At 63.7% G+C, this 17,260-nt stretch carries 14 protein-coding genes; 4 read left to right on the top strand and 10 right to left on the bottom strand.

Going from position 1 to position 17,260, the window contains the following annotated elements; translation table 11 throughout:
- Position 1: 1 nt before the first annotated feature.
- The 5 genes from AC1DY7_RS23265 to AC1DY7_RS23285 all read right to left on the bottom strand — a co-directional run bounded on the left by AC1DY7_RS23265 (position 2) and on the right by AC1DY7_RS23285 (position 5,804).
- Positions 2-436 (bottom strand): pyridoxamine 5'-phosphate oxidase family protein, encoded by a 435-nt coding sequence (locus tag AC1DY7_RS23265; protein ID WP_477496076.1) that lies wholly within the window; start codon positions 434-436, stop codon positions 2-4.
- Positions 437-604: 168 nt separating this feature from the next.
- Positions 605-1,495, bottom strand: coding sequence for a helix-turn-helix transcriptional regulator (locus tag AC1DY7_RS23270; protein WP_477496077.1), 891 nt, complete (start codon positions 1,493-1,495; stop codon positions 605-607).
- A 63-nt stretch (positions 1,496-1,558) separates the two neighbouring features.
- Complete coding sequence (locus AC1DY7_RS23275) at positions 1,559-2,305, bottom strand: SDR family oxidoreductase (RefSeq protein WP_477496078.1); 747 nt, start codon at positions 2,303-2,305, stop codon at positions 1,559-1,561.
- Positions 2,306-2,593: 288 nt separating this feature from the next.
- Positions 2,594-5,002 (bottom strand): excinuclease ABC subunit UvrA, encoded by a 2,409-nt coding sequence (locus AC1DY7_RS23280; protein ID WP_477496102.1) that lies wholly within the window; start codon positions 5,000-5,002, stop codon positions 2,594-2,596.
- Between the two features lie 178 nt (positions 5,003-5,180).
- On the bottom strand, positions 5,181-5,804 hold the full coding sequence (locus tag AC1DY7_RS23285) for a TetR/AcrR family transcriptional regulator C-terminal domain-containing protein (protein ID WP_477496079.1): 624 nt from the start codon (positions 5,802-5,804) through the stop codon (positions 5,181-5,183).
- Between the two features lie 867 nt (positions 5,805-6,671).
- On the opposite strand from AC1DY7_RS23285, the gene AC1DY7_RS23290 reads away from it, so the two are divergent.
- A complete protein-coding gene (locus tag AC1DY7_RS23290) occupies positions 6,672-9,014 on the top strand; it encodes a cellulase family glycosylhydrolase (RefSeq protein ID WP_477496080.1) in 2,343 nt (780 codons plus the stop codon).
- A gap of 118 nt (positions 9,015-9,132) precedes the next feature.
- Here AC1DY7_RS23290 and AC1DY7_RS23295 read toward each other — a convergent pair whose 3' ends face one another.
- Positions 9,133-10,017, bottom strand: a complete 885-nt coding sequence (locus AC1DY7_RS23295; RefSeq protein WP_477496081.1) for a TIGR03619 family F420-dependent LLM class oxidoreductase — start codon at positions 10,015-10,017, stop codon at positions 9,133-9,135.
- A gap of 30 nt (positions 10,018-10,047) precedes the next feature.
- Positions 10,048-10,797 carry an SDR family oxidoreductase gene (locus tag AC1DY7_RS23300; RefSeq protein WP_477496082.1) on the bottom strand — a complete coding sequence of 250 codons (750 nt, stop codon included), beginning with the start codon at positions 10,795-10,797 and terminating at the stop codon, positions 10,048-10,050.
- Positions 10,798-11,051: 254 nt separating this feature from the next.
- Here AC1DY7_RS23300 and AC1DY7_RS23305 point away from each other — a divergent pair, with 254 nt between their 5' ends.
- The gene (locus tag AC1DY7_RS23305) at positions 11,052-11,891 is read left to right on the top strand and encodes a helix-turn-helix transcriptional regulator (RefSeq protein WP_477496083.1); all 840 of its coding nucleotides are present in this window, start codon (positions 11,052-11,054) and stop codon (positions 11,889-11,891) included.
- Between the two features lie 97 nt (positions 11,892-11,988).
- On the opposite strand, the gene AC1DY7_RS23310 is transcribed toward AC1DY7_RS23305, so the two are convergent.
- Positions 11,989-14,163, bottom strand: coding sequence for a beta-glucosidase (locus AC1DY7_RS23310; RefSeq protein WP_477496084.1), 2,175 nt, complete (start codon positions 14,161-14,163; stop codon positions 11,989-11,991).
- Positions 14,164-14,473: 310 nt separating this feature from the next.
- On the opposite strand from AC1DY7_RS23310, the gene AC1DY7_RS23315 reads away from it, so the two are divergent.
- On the top strand, positions 14,474-15,055 hold the full coding sequence (locus AC1DY7_RS23315) for a TetR/AcrR family transcriptional regulator (RefSeq protein WP_477496085.1): 582 nt from the start codon (positions 14,474-14,476) through the stop codon (positions 15,053-15,055).
- A gap of 37 nt (positions 15,056-15,092) precedes the next feature.
- A complete protein-coding gene (locus tag AC1DY7_RS23320) occupies positions 15,093-16,460 on the top strand; it encodes a family 1 glycosylhydrolase (RefSeq protein WP_477496103.1) in 1,368 nt (455 codons plus the stop codon).
- A 75-nt stretch (positions 16,461-16,535) separates the two neighbouring features.
- On the opposite strand, the gene AC1DY7_RS23325 is transcribed toward AC1DY7_RS23320, so the two are convergent.
- Both AC1DY7_RS23325 and AC1DY7_RS23330 read right to left on the bottom strand, forming a co-directional pair.
- Complete coding sequence (locus AC1DY7_RS23325; protein ID WP_477496086.1) at positions 16,536-16,997, bottom strand: MarR family transcriptional regulator; 462 nt, start codon at positions 16,995-16,997, stop codon at positions 16,536-16,538.
- Positions 16,998-17,110: 113 nt separating this feature from the next.
- The coding region (locus AC1DY7_RS23330) for a DUF5078 domain-containing protein (RefSeq protein WP_477496104.1) at positions 17,111-17,260 on the bottom strand (150 nt) is incomplete at its 5' end.

Raw genomic sequence — 17,260 nt, forward strand, 5'->3', positions numbered from 1 at the left:
ATCAGAATGATTCGGAGTCGGAATACAGCCAGTGTTCTGGATGCATCGAGATCGCCAGATGCTCGCCGCGGCTCCTGAGGAAGTCAATGTGGCGGTCGGCGGCATCGCCGCCGAGGTGGCGTCGGGTCAGCTCGACGATTTGGTCGTCGGTTGCGGGTTGAATCTGACTGACCGTGCCGTCGACCGCCACATAGCGTCTGGTCGGCTCCAGTCGTTGCGCCATGAGCGAGAAGAATCCGGCCGCCTCGATTGATCGCGCCTTGCGGGTGCCGACACCGGTCAACACCCATGGTTCCCCGCCGGGGGTGTACTGGTACCAGATCGGCACCGTCAGGGGCCCGCGTGATCCACCGAGGCTCACCGACAGGGCTGCGGTCCGGGGTTCGGCAAGAAATTGTTCGCGCGCTACTTTGATGCGAGTCTTGTTGTCGGGCATTGTCATCGGGTTTGGCCTCTTTCGCTATGGCGGAGTCGTAGGTGTGTAGCAACATCTTTATGAGGGAGCGGGCGATGGTGGCAGAGAAGGTTCATCCACGGATCGCTGGTCTCTGCCTAAAATTCGGCGAACTAGTGGGCCTGGTGTCGCTTCGAAACGGTCTCCGCATCAGGAGCTGAGCTGTTGATGGCCGATGACCGATAGCAGGCCGAGCTTGGTGTGACTCTCGGTGCCGGGTCGGGTGGTCAGCACGACAAGGGTCTGAGCGCGATTGTCGGTGAAGAGAACTTGCCCGTCGACATCGATGCGGCCGAGCTCGGGATGCAGGATGGCCGTGGAGTCGTCGTACCGTTGAGCGACCTGTTGCAGTTCCCACATACGGGAAAACTCTGGACTGTGTTTGTTGAGTTCGGCGTAGATCTGGGCGGCTCGGGCGGTGTCGCTGCCAGTAGTCAATGCGGCCCGCAGGCCGGCCGCCTGGGCTCGGCCGTGGCGTTCGTGGGCTTCCTCGGGGAACTTCAGACGTTCTGAGGGGTCCATGAACCAGCGGTAGAAGCCGCTGCGCGCGAGACCGGTGTGGTGTGTCTGGTCACCGAGCAGAGCGATGGCCAACGGGTTCATGGCAAGTGTTTCGACGAGGTCGGTCTGCACCAGGGCGGCGCAGTCGTATAACCGATCCAGCACTCGCATCAGCGCTGGACTGACGTGTTCGGAGCGCTGGAACCGGGGCGGTGCGTTGTGGCCGATGAGTACGAAGAGGTGGTCGGTTTCATCGAGGGTCAAGCGAAGGGCCCGGCCAAGTGCTGAGGCGATCTGGACGGAAGGTTGCGGGGCGCGCTGCTGTTCTAGCCGGGTGTAGTAGTCGGTTGACATGCCCGCCAGGTGAGCAACTTCCTCCCGGCGCAGACCCTGAGTACGTCTGCGTACCCCATCGGCCAGACCGACATCGCGGGGATTCAACGTTTCGCGCCGCTTCCGCAGGAATTCCGCCAGCGCTCGTTTGTCCATGCCGTCATCTTCGCCCCTCTGAGGCGGACGATCCATCGTCGTTTCCCTCACAACTCGCCGATTGAGTCCCCGTCGGCCAGTAGTCGATGCCGGCGCGAATTCTCATCGTGGCGGTCAGTAATTGCTCAGCATGGCAAGGACGTCGTCGTAGGAACCGCTGGCTTCTGCGTTGCGCAGGAAGCGGGCGCGCTCCACGACCAGTTCCTTGGCGTCTGAATCGTCGGCGAGCAATTGGAGGGTCTCGTTGAGGAAGTCGTCCAACGGCATCGCTTGATCGTCGTCCTGTTGACCCAAAAGCGTGGTGCGCACGTTCGGCGGGATGATCTCGATGACTTGCACCCCGGTGTGAGCGGCAAGTTGAACGCGCAAGCTCTGCGTAAAGGAATGCAGGGCGGCCTTGGTCGCGCTGTAGGTAGGGGTGACGGGGAAGGGCACGAAGGCGAGCGAGGAAGTCACGTTCATCACCACGGCATCTGGTTTGCTCACGAGCTGGGGTAGGAATGCGTACGTCGCGCGGATCGTGCCGAGCAGGTTGATCATCACGTGCTTCTCGGCGATCTCCAGTCCTGCGGGGTCTAGCACGCTCTCCTGCAACATGATTCCGGCGTTGTTGATCAAGACATTGAGATCGGGGTGGCTGGTCGTCAGGGCGTCACGGGCGCCGGTGATCGATTCGGGGTCTTCGATGTCAAGGACAAGCGCATCAATGCCGGGATGTTCAGCGGTGATCTCATCAAGGAGCTTCTTGCGTCGGCCGGCGACGATCACCTTATTGCCGGCTTTGTGCAGCCGTAGGGCGAGGCCGAGGCCTATGCCCGACGTGCCGCCGGTGACCAGAATTGTGTTGCCGCTGCTCTTCATTCCGTTCTCGCTCCCTCGTTGCGCGGGGCCGGTGAGACTCCACAGCAACGACGTTAGGGCAGCCGTCCGACACCGGAAAAGGGAAGACTTATCCAGGGATCGGCGATCCCTGCTTTGCGCACTGGGCGATCGGCTCGTTCCGTCGTGTGTGTGAGTACCGGTAAAGCGAATACTGCTCAGCAGGTCAAGGGTGCAGGCCAAGCAGACCCAAGCGGCGAAGTGACCGCGCGCCAACACCGTTCAAAACGAGAATGGTCGACTGATGATCGCACCCGGTGCGGCGGATAGTTAAGCGTCGCCCCCAGTTGCGAGGTAGCGACCCGTGATGCTGACCGTGGAAAGGGCGATGTCGGCCGGCGTGCCGGTGGCGATGATTGCTCCGCCCGCCGCACCGCCGCCGGGTCCCATGTCGACGACGTAGTCGGCGTTGGCGATCATGTCGAGGTCGTGTTCGATGACGACGACAGTGGCACCTTTTACGCCGAGGCGGTCGATGACGCCGAGTAGGACGCGGATATCGAGGGGGTGCAAGCCGACACTGGGTTCGTCCAGGACGAACAGCGCATCGGATTGCGTGCGGCCGAGTTCGGTTGCCAGCTTCAGTCGTTGCGCCTCGCCGCCTGAGAGCGCCGGAGTGTCCTCGCTGAGGGTGAGGTAACCCAGCCCAAGGTCGATGAGGGTCTGCAGCTTCCGGTGCGCCCTAGGTAGGTCCCCGGTCACCGGCAGTGCCTGCTTGACGGTGAGCCCGAGGAGTTCGGGCAGGGAGAGTCCGTCCTGGCCGCCGCGCCGGATGTCTTGTGCGGCTGGGGCATAGCGAGTGCCGCCGCAGTCGGGGCACGGGATGTCGACGTCGGGCAGGAACTGTACGTCGAGCGAGATCTGCCCTGTGCCCTCGCAGCGCGGGCAGCGCAGGGATCCGGTGTTATAGGAGTAGTCCGAGGCCGTGAGGCCACGGCTCTTCGACTCGTCGAGGTCCGCGTAGACCCGGCGCAGGTCGTCGAGGACGCCGCTGTAGGTGGCGACGGTGGACCGCACGTTGGTGCCGATGGGGGTGGCATCGACGACATTGACCTTCTCGATGCCCGACGGCTCCACCGAGTCGACGTGTACGGGCAGCGGCTCGCCGGTTGCCGCGGCCTGCAACGCCGGGACCAGGCTCTCCAAAACCATCGTGGTCTTGCCGGATCCGGACACTCCGGTGACCGCGGTGAGCCGGCCCTTGGGGATCTCGACGTCGAGGGCGTGCACCGTGTGCAGCGGGCGGGTGGCCAGGCGGATCCGGCCCCGGTCGAACAATTCCTCGGAGGTGACGCCGTCGCGCACCCGGATCGGCTCGGTGCCATCAAGGAACCCGGCAATGAGCGACGACGGGTTGCCCACCAGATCGTCCAGCGTTCCCTGCGCGAGGATGGTGCCGCCCTCAGTGCCGGATCCGGGCCCGATCTCGATGAACCAGTCCGCTTCGCGCAGGACCTGCACGTCGTGATCGACCAGCACAACGGAGTTCCCGTCGCGCAGCAGATCGCGGATGACACCGTTGAGGCCGTCGATGTTGGACGGATGTAGGCCGATGGACGGCTCGTCGAGGACGTAGAGCACCCCGGTGGTCTGGTTGCGCACTGCGCGGGACAGCGCAACGCGTTGGCGCTCACCGGTGGACAGCGTGGAACTGGGACGGTTCAATCCGAGATAGCCCAGGCCGAGTTCGATGAGCCGCTGCGCCATCTCGAGCAGCGGCTCGGTGATCGCGGTTGCCATAGCGTGCATATCGGCAGGCAAGGTATCGAGGACCGTTGGCGCCCAAGCGATCACTTCGTCGAGCGTCAATGCCGTCGCCTCGGCCAGGTTGATCCCGGTGACGCGAGGGGCCAGGGCGCGTTCACTCAGCCGGGCTCCGCGGCACGTCGGGCACGTGCCGGTGTGGATGAACTTGTTGACCCGGTTGAGACCGCCCTCGCTGGCGGCCTTGTCGAGAGCCTCCTGCACGGCCAAGCGGGCGTTTCGGTAGGTGAAGTTGACCTCGAACAGCTTCCCGCTCTTGGACGGCACCGTGATGCGATGCTTCTCCGCGGGACCGTGCAGGACGACGTCGCGTTCGTCGTTGGTGAGATCGCGGTAGGGCACGTCGGTGCGCACGCCGAGCTCGCCGACCATTTGCGGCATGACGGTCAGTCCCATCATCTTCCACGGGGCCACCGCGCCGTCGGCGATCGTCCGTGAAGGATCGGGAACTAGTAGTGCGTCGTCGATTTCGCGCACGACCCCCAGACCGCCGCAGGTCGGACATGCCCCGTCGGAATTGAAGGCCAGCGCTTCGGCGCCCGGCGGGCTGAACGTGACATAGCAGACCGGGCAGGTGAGGTCCAGGCCGGCGGCGACGTCGATTGTCGGCTCCTGACGGTGCCCGTTGGGGCAGACGTGTTCGCCCAGTCGGGAGAACAGCAGGCGCAGGACGTTGAGGAGTTCGGTCGAGGTGCCGAAGGTGCTGCGCGCACCGGGGACGCTTGGTCGTTGCCGCAGGGCCAGCGCTGCGGGGACATACCGGACACTGTCGACGGTCGCTTTGGTGGCGTGCGACATCCTGCGCCGGGTGTAGGTCGACAGCGCTTCGACGTAGCGACGGGAACCCTCGGCGTACAGGACTCCCATCGCCAAAGACGATTTGCCTGAGCCGGAAACCCCTGCGACGGCGACCATTTCGTTCAGGGGCACGTTGACGTCGATGTTCGCGAGATTGTGCACGCACGCACCACGCACCTCGATCGTCGTGGGTGCGGCCGGCCTATCGACCTCGACGCTCTTCTCACCGGACACAGTACGCACCTCTCGCGTCGGAGGAACGAAGCCTAACGGCAACCCCTGAACGATGGTGCCGCTACCGGTCCGCAAGTCGTTGCGTGAGCCACGCAATGAGGACTTCGAACTCGAAATCGAAGGCGCCGCTGGTGGTGCGTTCACTTTCACGTGTCGCGATCACCTGCCTCAAAGTCGGGAGGGACGACGCAGGCATCCCCTGTATGACCCGAAGCACTTCCAGGTTCTGCGGCTGGGAATCGGTGCTTTCCTCGGCTGTGATGTATCGCGCCGATGTCATGGCGATGTCGCAGGCGAATGTCGCTGCACGGCCCGCAGTTTGAAGGTCGAATCCGGCGTGGATCATCGTCTGGAGCACGCGCTCAAACGCCTCCAATGCCGCTGGCGCATCCAATCCGCCCAGTTCGAAATACGCGGCAGCGGTGCCGACCTCGACGAGGGTCTCACGAAGTGCATAGGCGAAGGCGTGCAGGACGATTCGCCAGTCCTCATTCGATGTCGACTCGACAACGCGAAGTCGGTCCTGGAAGCGATCCACCACTACCAACCTCAACAAGGCTGCGCGATCGTTGACGTGATAGTACAGCGACTTTCGTCCGACGCCGAGGCGATCGGCGACGGATTGCATCGTCAGCTCGTCCAGCGGCAGGGACCGCGCCGCTGAAAGGATGGCTTCCTTGCTCACCCGATTCGGTCTCCCACGACCGCGACGACCGGATAGCAGGTCATCACGCCCGACGTCATCGCAGTTCATCTCAACCAGAGTAAGTGGGCGGGGACGAAGGACCTGCTCGGACGAGCGCGCACGCAGCACAGTGATTTTTGGCCAGGTGGCTAAAAAGTTCGCCAAAACGACGTCAGGACGCGGGTCAACCATGTACGAATAGCCGTCATGAACGCAGCGAGGGACATCGGGCGGGTCGGCGGCTTGGCAGCCGCGCTTGGCATCGGGGTCACTCTCGCTTGGGGTTGCGGGCTTGCGGCGGCGGACACTGGCAGCTCCACCGGCAGTTCATCCGCGCGCGATTCCCGCGACGGTTCCTCAGACAACGGCACGACAGATGGTTCGACCGGAGATCCTGAAGCCGACGGTGTGAGGAGCGACGTACGGGCAGGCGCGCCTGTTGACGCTCCTGGCGACCGGTCCACCGGGCCCTCGACGAACCGCTCCCGTCGCGGCTCGACCGCAACCGGGGGCGCGACACGCAGCCGGTCGGCGCGGCCGGTCGCGACTGGACCAGTCGTCGGAACGCACTCCACCTCGGACGCGGACACCCGTACGGCCTCGACGCCGTCAACCCGTCAGGATGCCCTCAGCGTCAGCGACCGTGACAGTCTCGCGGGAGGCAAACTGCGGCCAGCGGAGGTGACGGCGACATCGGCCTCACAGAACACTGCGCCGACCAAGGAAGTTCGGCAATCCCGAGCACCCAGCCCGAGCGTCGTGACCAACCCACAACCGTCAGTGTCAGCGGCGGGCTCGACGTTTCTCCTGGGTACTTCGATTGCCAGTTCCGTCGATGCGCCTGCGATACCGATCCACGCCAACCCGTTGGCATGGGCGCTTTTGGGGGCCGCCGGTCGCGAGACGTTCGTCGGCGCGTCGAGCAGTAGAAAGTCGGTCGCCTACGGAACCCCGACCTTCGACACGACGAGCGTCGACATCACCGGCCGCAGTGCTACTCAGGCCGTTGACGATGGTGACAACCTGGCTGCGGCCAGCAGCGTCACGAGGAATGTGACGAATACGCTGGTGGCTTCCCAGACCGCGCAAACCTTGACTGATCTGATCGGCCACGTCGTCTACAGTCCGCTCCATACCGCCGTACAGATGTGGATCACCAGCGAAATCGGCAAACTGGTCAACGGTTTCGTCAATGCGCTGGCCGGTTCTTATGTGATCGGCAACGGCGCCCCGGGCACGGCAGAACGTCCTGATGGCGGAGCAGGCGGCTGGCTGCTCGGCGACGGTGGCGCGGGCTGGAACAGCACCCAGGCCGGGGTCGCGGGTGGTCGCGGCGGGTCCGCCGGCGTGCTGGGCGACGGTGGGGCCGGGGGACTTGGCGGGGCTGGTGCTGCCGGCGGTGCCGGCGGTGCGAGCGGGCTTCTGATGGGTATCGGCGGTCTCGGTGGAAACGGCGGCGATGGTGCTGCTGGTGCCAGGGGAGGCGCTGGCGGTTTCGGCGGAGCCGCACGCGGGCTGGCATTCGGGGTGGGTGGCCACGGCGGGGCCGGCGGTGACGGCTCGGTCGGAGGCATCGGCGGAGACGGTGGCAACGGTGCGAAACTGTTCGGAACCGGTGGTGACGGCGGCGATGCCGGCGACAGCGGAATTGGCGGCCCGGCAACCGGATTGGTCGCACTTGGAGGTGCCGGCGGGACCGCAGGATTCTTCGGCACCCACGGTGACGTCGGCGGATTTGGCACCGTCGCAGGCTCTCCGCCGGCCGCAGGCGCTGTGGACAAACTCTCCACCACCGGCACCTGGTTCACCAACAGCGACGGACAGGTCGTCCTCATGCACGGGGTGAATGTGGTGTACAAGATTGCGCCGTACGATCCAGACGCGATGGACTTCGGCGAGGACGACGCACAGTTCCTCGCCGACAATGGATTCAACGTCGTGCGGCTTGGAATCATCTGGACCGCCGTGGAACCAGAGCCCGGCATCTTCGACACGGAGTACTTGGCCGGAATCGACCGAACCGTCCAGATGCTGAGTGAGCATGGCATCTACACCGTCCTCGACATGCATCAAGATCTCTTCAGCACTGAACTACATGGTGAGGGTGCGCCGCCGTGGGCGACCTATACCGGCGGGCTGCCCAATCCTGATGTGGGCAAACTTCTGGGACAATTTGCGCTCAACTACTATCTCAACCCGGCCCAGAATCACGCGTGGGAAGCGTTCTGGGCGAATTCCGATGCACCCGACGGCGTCGGGTTGCAAAATCATTACGCGCAGAGCTGGCAAGCCGTTGCGAATTACTTCCGCAACAGCTCAGATGTCATCGGCTACAACGTCATCAACGAACCGTGGCCCGGTTTCAGCTGGCCGTTGGCGATTGCCAACGGATCCTTCTTCGGCGCTCAGCAGCTCACCCCGCTCTACAACCAGACGATCGCCGCCATTCGATCAGTGGATCCGAATACGACGGTGTTCATCTCACCGGCGAGTCCGGCGGTCGACGAGATCAGCGCCGTGTTCCTCAGGCAGCCCGTCCGTTTAGGCCCGATCTCCGATCCGAACACCGCGCTCGAATATCACGGGTACGGCGGTGTCGCAGGCCTCAGTCTGGCCAACATCGTGGGGCCGATATTGGCGGGTCGCGCCGTGCGCTACGGCGTCGACAACGACATGCCGGTGTTCATGGGTGAATTCGGCGCCACCAGCAATGCCACGGATTTGACCAACGAAGCCAAACCCAGTGACCGCCAACAGATCAGCTGGGCGAACTGGGCGTACTCCGGTGTCGGTGAGATCACCAGCAGCGCCAGCCCGAGGGATCAATCACTCGTCTACGACCCGGTGTTACCACCGGTCGGCGACAACGTGAATGCGAGCAACCTGCACGTGCTCTCCGCGCCGTACCCGCAGGTGATCTCCGGAACGCCGATGGGATGGGCGAACGGCGACGACGGCACCTTCCAGTTCGCGTACGCCACCGCAAGAGTCGACGGTAGCGGTGATTTCGCGGCCGGTTCGGAAACCACCGTATCGACACCCGTAGGGCGATACCCCGACGGGTATGACGTCGCCGTGACCGGTGGTCACATCGTCTCAGCCCCGGACAGCCCGCGGCTCGTCATCGCGTCCGATCCTGGCGCCACCACGGTACGTGTCACCGTGACGCCCCGCATCGGCCCAGCAGCTGCAAGTGCGGTGGCCTTGTGAGGGCTTGACACCGCCACAACGGTTTCCGGAGATGCGCAGTATGCGCCGCACCCATCGTCACGACGAGATGAACGCCTTGGCTCTCGACCGCCGCGGCACGGTCCCCGCACTATTGAGTTCAGGTGAAGGCTTGGACCACCTTGTGCAGGTTCGCCAGTGTCGCCCGTTGGATGTCTGGTCTGTCTGAGGGAAGGGTCAGCAGCATGCGCTGAAAGCCCATCGCGTGAAGCTCTTCGACACGACGCTTGAGCGCGTCGCCGTCATTGTCATAGTGGGCCAACGGATGCGTGATGATCGTATGGTCGAGTTCGTCGAACGACCTTCCCGCAGCCGTCATGTGGGTGCGCAGATCGGCCATCAGTCCGGGCATGGTGTCTCCCTGATCCACCGGCACCCAGCCATCGCCGTATTCGGAGATGCGTGGAAACGCGAATGCTCCAGAGGCGCCGATCAGGACCGGCAGGCGTGCACCGTTGATCGGCTTGGGGCCGCTACGCATCGGCGGAAACTTGACGAAGTCTCCGTCGAACGCGGCGATCTCGTTTCCCCAGATTTCGCGCATCGCCAAAACCTTCTCGCGCAACACCTTCCAGCGTTCTTTGAAACTCACGCCGTAGTCCGCCATTTCCTCGGCGCTCCACCCGCCGCCGACACCGACGATGACGCGTCCACCTGATATCTGATCGAGCGTCGAGATCATCTTCGCCAGCCGGATTGGGTGATGTTCGGTGAGGAGCAGCACCGACGTGCCGAGTTTCAGCGTCGTGGTCGCCGCCGCAACACTGGTCAGCGCAACCAGAGGGTCGTACATTTCTTTGAAGGCTTCGGGAACCTCCTTGTAGCTGTTCCGCTCGGACTTCATGTCGACGGGCATGTGCGAATGTTCGCCGAACCAGAGTGATTCAAAACCATTGGCTTCCAACCACGGTCCCAGCACATTGGGGGCCAGGGTGTGCTGGGTGATGGCGGTGGCGATGCCGAACCGAGGTCGATCACTGGTCATTGAGCTCTCCTACGGTGATGCGTGGGGCGGTCAGTATTGGCTGAGCATGGCCAGGACGCTGTCGTAGGAACCGTTCGCCTGTGCGTCGCGGAAGAACTTGGCGCGCTCGACGACGAGCTCCTTCGCGTCGGGCGTCTGGCGAAGCAAATCGAAGATCTCGGCGAGAAAGTCTTCCAACGGCATGGCCTGTTCATCGTCTTGTTGACCGAGCAGTGTCGTGCGCACCCCTGGCGGGATGACTTCGATGACCTGGACACCGGTATCGGCGCTGCCGAGTTGAACACGCAGACTTTCGGAGAACGAATGCACAGCCGCTTTGGTCGCGCTGTAGGTCGGGGTCGTCGGGAACGGCACAAAGCCCATCGACGAGCTGACGTTCATGATGACCGCATCCGTTTTCCCGACAAGTAGCGGGAGGAACGCATATGTCATCCGGATCGTGCCTAGCAGATTGATCGAGACGTGATCCTCGGCGACGGCTACATCGGTCGGGTCAAGGATGTTCTCCCGAAGCATGATGCCGGCGTTGTTGATCAGGACGTTGAGTTCCGGGTGGCTTGCCGCCACGATGTCGCGGGCTGCGGCTATCGAGTCGGGGTCCGCGACGTCGAGGACGACCGCGGCGATGCCTGGATGCTCGCGTGTGATCTCGTCTAGGAGCTTCTGGCGTCGGCCAGCGACAATCACCTTGTTGCCGGCGTCGTGCAGGTGTAGGGCCAGGCCCAGCCCGATCCCGGAGGTGCCGCCAGTGATCAGGATCGTGTTTCCGGTCGTCTTCATGGATTCTCTTGCTTCGTCGTCGTCTCGGGCCGGTGTGGCCCGCAGCCGCGACCGTAGAACACCACGAGAAACTGTGGGCAGGACCGCTCATCCATGGATTGGTGATCCCTGTAACGCATCAGCCCGGCCGCACGTCTGAACAACCAACCGCACGTTTCGCCGCCGCTATGTGCCCTGGGCAGTACCGTCGAGCCCGCGCGAGCGGGAATCGGCGGCCTATGGATTGTCCACCCAAATGCGGAGACAATGGGGCCATGGATAGCAAGGCCCTATCGGAATTCCTGCGTCACCGGCGTGAGATGCTGCGCCCGCGCGACGTCGGGCTGGTCGAAGGGCCCCGGAGGCGAACGCAGGGACTGCGCCGCGAGGAGGTCGCTCAGCTCGCCGGCATGTCCACTGACTACTACGCCCGGCTTGAGCAGCGGCGAGCTCCCCAACCCTCGGTGCAGATCACCACCGCGCTTGCGCGGGCGTTGCGGCTGACCCTCGACGAGCGGGACCATCTGTTCGTCCTCATTGGTCACAACGCTCCGGCCCGATTCCACACTTCCGACCACGTCAGCCCGACGCTGATGCGAGTCTTGGATCGTCTGCACGACTGCCCGGCCTTCGTGCATACCGATCTCGTCGAGACCCTCGCGATGAATCCCCTGGCTGTCGCGCTGCTCGGGGATCAGACGCGCCACACCGGCCTTTCTCGCAGCGGCTTCTACCGGTGGTTCATAGACCCGACAGAGCGTCTGCGATATCCCGAGGAAACCTACGAAAGCCACGGCCGCGCCCACGCCGCGCGCCTGCGGGCGGCTCTGACAGCCGGTAGCGACACCGCCCGTGCCGCCCGGATTCTTGCTGCACTTGAGGAACGGAGTCCAGAGTTCGCTCGCATTTGGCGACTGCAGGAAGTCGCGCAGCGGTATGAGGACTGCAAGACCATCGTCCATCCCGAGCTTGGCCCCATCGACGTCGATGCCCAAGTGCTCTTCACCGAGAACCGCGCACAGGCTTTGGTGGTGCTGACCACCCGCCCCGGCACCGAAAGTGCCGGCAAGCTGGAGCTGCTCAACACAATCGGTGACCGGCAACTCACCCGCTGACAGGAGCCTGGAAGAAGGCCGCTTCACGCCCGGGCGATGCGGTGTTGTCGGCGAACAAGTTTCGTTGTGGCCACGCGGCCAGGCGATCAATAGTCTTTCAGCACAAGATGTTTGGCTGTATCGGGATGGTCTGGGCGGGGCCGTTTCTGTCGAGCGCGTGCGCGCCGATGCGGACCCGGTAGTCACCATCGGCCACCCGGAAGACGCCCTCGTCATCGTCCCACCGAGCGAGAAGACGGGATTCGAGGTGCATTTCGACGGAGCGACGCTCGCCGGGTTCGAGATGGAGGCGTGCGAACGCGGCTAGCCGGGGGACGAAGTCCGCTGGGTCATTGCCCTCGCCGCGGCTGACATACACCTGGATAACGGTCGCGCCGGCGCGGTCACCGGTGTTGGTGACGGTGACGTCGACTCGGACATCGGTTCCGCTGACGGTGACCGCAAGGTCGCTGACGTTGAATGTGGTGTAAGACAACCCCCATCCGAACGGAAAGGCCGGTTCAAGTTTTTGGCGGTCGAACCATCGGTAGCCGACGTCGCTGCCCTCGATGTCGTAGGACACTTTGAAGATTTCCCCGACGCGTGCCTCACCGGGATTCGATGTGGTCGTTGTGGGGTCGACCTGCCGCGGTCGCGGAGTCTGCGCTACGGACTGAGGGAATGTGACCGGTAGGCGCCCGGAGGGGTTCACGCGACCGAACAACACCCCGGCGATGGCTGGGCCCCCACCGGAGCCGGGATAGAACGCTGCAAGCACTGCCGGGACATGCGCCGCCCAGGACGTGTCCACCGGACCTCCGGATTCGAGGATGACGACCGTGCGCGGATTCGCGCTGGCCACCGCTTCGATCAACTGGGGTTGATTGTCGGGCAATTCCAACCCTTGGGCGTCTACACCTTCGCTGCGCCATTCGTCGGCGATGATGATCACCAGATCGGCGTCGCGCGCCGCGGCAGCGGCGGCTTGATGGTCGCTGCCGTCGAGGAAGTCGACACGCCGCGCCTGGGCCTCTGCGCGGATGGCCAACAGCGGCGAGGACGGGTGGTAGACCTTGCTCATCGGCACTCCCATGACCGCCGCGCCGTCGGTGCTCAGACTGCCGATCGGGGTGACCGAGGAGGATCCGCCGCCCGATAGGACACCGGCATCGGCGTGTTGGCCGATAACCAGGATTCGGCCGAGACCGCGCGCTGCGGGAAGCAGTCCCTCGTCATTCTTCAGCAGGACGAGGCCGCGCTCCGCGGCGCGCTGGGCGATCAGATCGTCGGCGTTGTAGTCCACGGCCCCACGTGGTACCGGTGGAGCATCGATGATGCCCAGCCGGAAGAGCACGCGCAGTTGTCGGTGCACCATGTCATCGATGCGGTCCTCGCGGATGCGGCCGTGGCGCACCGCGTCGCGCAGTGGTGCGCCGAAGTAGGGCTGCGGGTCCAGGTTCGCACCGGACTGCACGTCGAGTCCTGCCAGGACAGCGTCTTCGGTGCTGTGGGTCGCTCCCCAGTCCGACATCACCCATCCGTCGAATCGCCACTCACCCTTGAGGATGTCGTGGAGCAGGTGCGCGTTCTCGCTCGCATACTGACCGTTGACGAGGTTGTAACCGGTCATGACCGCTCCTGGGCGTCCAGTCTCGATCGCGATCTGGAACGCCAGCAGGTCGGATTCGCGCATGGCCGGCTCACTGATCTGAGAGTCGGCCATCACGCGGCCGGTTTCCTGGCCGTTCAGCGCGAAGTGTTTCACCGTCGACACCACGCCCTGGGATTGAATGCCCGCGATGGAGGCACCGACCAGAAGGCCGGTCAGAAGTGGGTCTTCGGAGACGTACTCGAAGTTGCGCCCGCCGGTGGCTTCCCGCACGAGGTTGGCCCCGCCTGCGAGTTGGACGGCAAAGCCTTTGGCCCTAGCTTGCCGTCCGACCATCGCGCCGGTTTCGCTGGCGGTCTGCATGTCGAACGTGGCGCCGAGCAGCAGTGAGGACGGCAACGCCGTCGCGTTGTCTCCTGCGCGGACATCACCGATGTTGCCGACGCCAAGACTGGCGTCAGCCTGCTGAATTGCGGGGATGCCCAGCCGGGGGATCGCGGGGTAGTAGGCGGCAGAGCCGATCGCTCCCAGTGGCACCTCTGATCGCCCGGGTATCGGCAAGGCCATCGGCGCGGACAGCCAGGAGAACTTCTCGTCCTCGGTCATCGCAGCGACCACGAGCGCTGCGCGCTCGTCCGGAGAGCGCCGCACATCCTGCCATGGGTATCCCGACATGTTGCTCATCTGGCTGAACAACTCCTTCGATGTGGCGGAAGGTCTGATTGTCAGCTGCATTGTCGCACGGCGTCTTTGAAGGTCGCGCCTGCGATGTCCTGCTGTCGCAGTTGTGCACGTCGGCGGAGTAGCGGTGCGGGACATCCAGGGCACCGTCGTCGAGGTCTGTCGGAAGCGCAGGCTCACAGGCCGACGAGTGGGGTGTTGGGACTGCGCCAGGATTGGTTGACTCTTTGATGTGCATCGAGCACTGGGCGGTTTCAGGGTCGTAAGTACTTAACCGAGCGGGACCGCAGGCGTCGTGGGTTAGCCTCAGGCCATGTCAGCTGGAGGGCGGTACCCCAAGGGGGAGGCCAAACGCGCCGAGATCAAGTCCGTCGCACTAGCGGTCCTCGAACGCGAGGGAGAGGCGGGCGCGTCGATGAGGGTAATCGCTAAGGAAGCCAACCTGAGCCTCGCCGGTCTGATGCACTACTTCCCGACCCGCGATGTACTGCTCACCGAGCTTCAGCGCGACGGTGACGCCAAACTCGAAGAGTGGTACCGGGACTCGGCAGCCGATATCGACCCCGGTGAGGCACTGGCCCAAGTGATGGCGGACAAGGCCAGCAAGCCAGGATCAGGGACCGTCTATCTGTCATTGGCGGCGGCCGCTGCAGTCGATCCATCTCATCCGGCTGCGGCGTATCTGCGGGAGCGGTACGACAACATCCGCGGCGTTGTCGCGGAGTACATCAGGCAGCGGCAGGCTGCGGGATCCATACCTCCGCATGTCGATGCCGATTTCGCCGCCACCGCACTGATATCCGCGGCCGACGGCATCCAGATCCAATGGATGTCCGACCCGTCCATCGACATGGGCGCTCACGTACGTGCGGTGTGGCACCGACTGCTTGCCTAGACAAAACCGTTCAGTGTATGGTTTTGGGGTGAAGTCGATCAAAGTCTTCTTGGTGCTTGCTTCTGCCCTCACCTTCGGTCTGTCTGCATGTAGTTCGCCGGAGGGCGGGGCTGTCGGCGGCGCACGGGGGGATCGCGGCTTCTACTGGGGGACCGCGACCGCGGGGTATCAGGTGGAAGGGGAGGCGCCCGACAGCAATTGGCGCCGATTTGTCGACCGTTCCGTGGGCAAGCCAGCTCAAGGCGATCCCCTCGGTACCGGCCCGGTTGAGCCGTACCGCAATGCCGTTGATTTCCGGCACCGCTACCACGAAGACATTGCCAACGCACATGCCATGGGCATCAACACTTTCCGGTTCGGAGTGGAATGGGCGCGGGTGATGCCCGAGCCTGGAAAGTGGGATGAGCGGGAGCTTGCCTACTACGACGATGTGATGGCGACGCTGCGCAAGTACGGCATGACGCCGATGATCACGTTGATGCACTGGGTGTATCCCGGATGGGTCGCCGACGGTGGCGGGTTTGCGAACAACGTGGGGCTGTTCGAAGATTTCGCTCGGGCGATCACCAAACGCTATGCGGGACAAGGTGTGCTGTGGGTGAGCATCAACGAACCAGTGTTCTTCGCAGCGATGGAGGTGCGGACCGGCGCGATTCAACGCGGCGAATTCGACAAGTTCCTCGATCGGGTGGCTGAGGCGCACCGGGGAGTGTACCGCGCGGCCCACGACGCCGATCCAGACGCCAAAGTCACGACCAACGAGGCGTATATTGCGCCCGACGTTTTGGCGCAGCTCACCGGCCCCGAAGTCAAGGGCAGTGAGGGATCGTTCTTCGATCGTGTCAAAGATAGTCTCGACTACCTGGGGTTCGACTATTACACCGGAACTGCGCAGGACAATCCGGCATCGGCCCAGGGCCCGATCGAGCGATGGAACATCAAACTGCAGCCCGAGGACATCTACTACGTGGCACGCCATTACGCGCAGCGCTATCCGGGTCTGCCCATCTACGTCGTTGAGAACGGGATGGTCACCGACAACGGCAAACCGCGGGCCGATGGTGTGACCCGCTCGCAGTACCTCTCCGACACCGTGTTCTGGTTGCAGCGGGCCAAAGCCGACGGTATCCCGATCATCGGATACAACTACTGGTCGCTGGTCGACAACTACGAATGGGGAAGCTACCGGCCACGATTCGGCCTGTACACCGTCGACGCATTGCGGGATCCGGCATTGAAGCGCATGCCTACCGATGCCGCGCAAACCTACAACCAGATCACCCGCGACGGTGGTACCGTCCCGGGATACCGACCGGTGATTCCCGCGGCGCATTGCTCGACAACCGTTGGTCAGGACAGTTGCGCACCGCTGAATCCCAACGGACCGGTCGCTGTGCTGCGGTGAGAGAAGCCACCTCCATAGCCACCGATTCCATGACGCTCGGTCCATGTGAGTGGGGTGGCGCCGGACATTCACCCGCTAAGCGGTGGGGTGATCAAGATTCGTCGTTTGATCACTGAGTCGCACGATGATGGGGGCGGACACTCGTGAGGCCAGTTGAAGCGAGGCGACGTCTTCCGGATCCATTCGGGACAGTAGTTCTGCGAGGCGTTTGCGTATGCCCTCTTGTCGCTGCCGGACGATCTCCCGTCCGGCGGGTGTGATGGCGACCAACCACGCTCGTTTGTCGTTTGGATCAGTCGATCGGCTGACGATGCCACGGCGCTCGAAGCGCTGGACGAACTGGGTCATCGAGGGTTGGCTGACGCCGGCCGCTTTCGCCAACGCGGTGAGGCGGGTCGGGCCCTCCTCATGTAGCCGAAACAGCACGTCAGACGCTGTTAGGCTCAGTTCTCGGTCTACGAGTTCCCGAATCATGAACAGAGCGGAGCCCTGTAGCGCTTCGGCGATCGTGTGCACGGTGTCCTTGGATGGACGCATTCGTCCAATATAGAACTGAGGTCAGTCGCGGATGGAACGTTACCGAGTCCGCTTCTGCCGACTTGAGCATTGAGCCGAGACCCGATGATCCTGCATTACAGCCGAAGTGGTGTCTAGTGCCAGTCCCAGACGGACATGTCGTTGGCGGGGTAGTTCTGGCAGATGTCGGTGGTGTGGGCGGCGACGCCTTTGTTGTTGAAGAACAGTTTGGCCCAGTTGGGCCAGCGCCAGGCCATGTTTTCGTAGAAGGCGTTGGTGGCGGT

The organism is Mycobacterium sp. P2_H7, from assembly GCF_056403275.1.